1 protein-coding gene is annotated in these 1,643 nt (G+C 37.7%); it reads right to left on the minus strand.

What is annotated here, in order from left to right; genetic code table 11:
- Nucleotides 1-34 precede the first annotated feature (34 nt).
- The gene (locus KO513_RS02360) at nt 35-1,006 is read right to left on the minus strand and encodes a hypothetical protein (protein WP_215912138.1); all 972 of its coding nucleotides are present in this window, start codon (nt 1,004-1,006) and stop codon (nt 35-37) included.
- Nucleotides 1,007-1,643: the final 637 nt, after the last annotated feature.

Genomic DNA, 1,643 nt, shown 5'->3' on the forward strand with positions numbered 1-1,643 from the left:
GGCGGAGCCGTCTACTCGATTGCCCACAGTATTTTTAATCCGTTACTTTTCCTTGTAACTTGATTGGCTGTATTCCAACAACTTTATCTTTGTCATCAAATATTATTTTAATTAATTCATTCGGTGGATTTGAAATATCATCTTTATATTTAAATTGAAGCATAGTAAAAACACTTCCATCAAGTCCAGCTTGGATTCCGCTATAAATTAATTCCGTTTCTCTATTAAAGTCCAAATTGTCAATCAATATGTTTAACTGCTCGTCAGTTACAGTTTTTAGTATTAATTCCGATAAATATTCTTTTGACTTTACTAAATCTTTATTTCCTAAAGTTTGAATAAATTCTTGCGATATTGCTTTTAAGGTGTCAAGCTTTTTCTCGCTTAATTTAGGCTCAATTTTCTCTTCTTTTTTGGTGTTTCTAATATAAAGTCTAATTCTGTGAGTTGGTGCAGTAGTTGCCATTCCTCTTTTTTCGTAAAAATTAGAAACAACTGTGTACATCTCAATTTCTGTACTGTCATTTGGAAACCATTTATCATTCTTTTTCAAACCACCTTTTTCATTAGCTCGCTTTAAGTCAGATAAGTCTCCTTTGGATTGAGGTTTGCCATAAAGTTCAGTTAACTTTTGTTCTAATTCATTAAATTTTCGAATGAGAGTTTTCTGGAATTTCTTCGATTGCTTTACATTCAGTTCGTTAGTTTTTTTAAAATGCCTAACATCCCATTCGTAAAGTACCTTGGTCATTGAAGAGTCTTTGTCTTTGAAATAGAAATAGGATATTAAGTCAGGAATTATTTTTTCTTTCCGTTGAAATTTAATCGGTTGAGCTTCTCCGCTAAAAGAGACGTGGTTTGAAGTTGTTGGTATTCTTTCGCTACCTAATTTTTCTTCCATTTGGATATATTCTTTCAACGAAGTACTATGAATATCAAATCCAAAATCTTGTCCAAAAACGGTAATTCCGATTAATAAAAATCCAAGTGTTAGTTTATTTCTCAAAGGTTTGTTCATATTGTGGGCAACGGCCCGGGACTAGGCCCTGCGGATGCGCAGCATACGCGTAAAGGGTCTGGGCTGCGCATTTGTGGGGCTTATCCCTTGTTGTGTTTCGTTTTCCTTCGGGAGGTCTCTACGGTTCTCGGAGGTCGCTCCCTATATTTTTGCGCTGCCCTTCCCGGGCCGTTGTGGCGTATTGAGCGCACCGGGAATCGAAAAAAGGTATGGGAACTGAGTGTTGCCCGTCTTGCTTTTTTCGATGTAGGGACGCGGCCGAAGGCAATTCGCCACAACGTTTATGTATAAGAATAGTTGCGGGTTTGCGTGCGAGGATTTTCCACAGGAAAATCAGATGTAGCAAATACGCAACTACCTTTATTTAAGCACAAAATAGCAATTATTTTTATACGGTGTGTGTGCCCAGTATGGGCATCTTTTACGCTACAGAAATGTAGTTAATTAATCTAGAGGGTGCAAGTCCCTTATGCGCTGGAGTAACGTCTAGAAGCATTAGTAAGTCGCAAGGGTGGTAATTGTGAAGTTACATCTGAAGAAAGCGAGACTACAAAACTCGGTACTGACGAACAGGAACCGTATACGGAGGCATATTTACTTGGGCAAGCAAGCACATCATTGTAAC

This window comes from Zobellia sp. B3R18, from assembly GCF_018860715.1.
In the GTDB taxonomy this organism is placed as follows: domain Bacteria; phylum Bacteroidota; class Bacteroidia; order Flavobacteriales; family Flavobacteriaceae; genus Zobellia; species Zobellia russellii.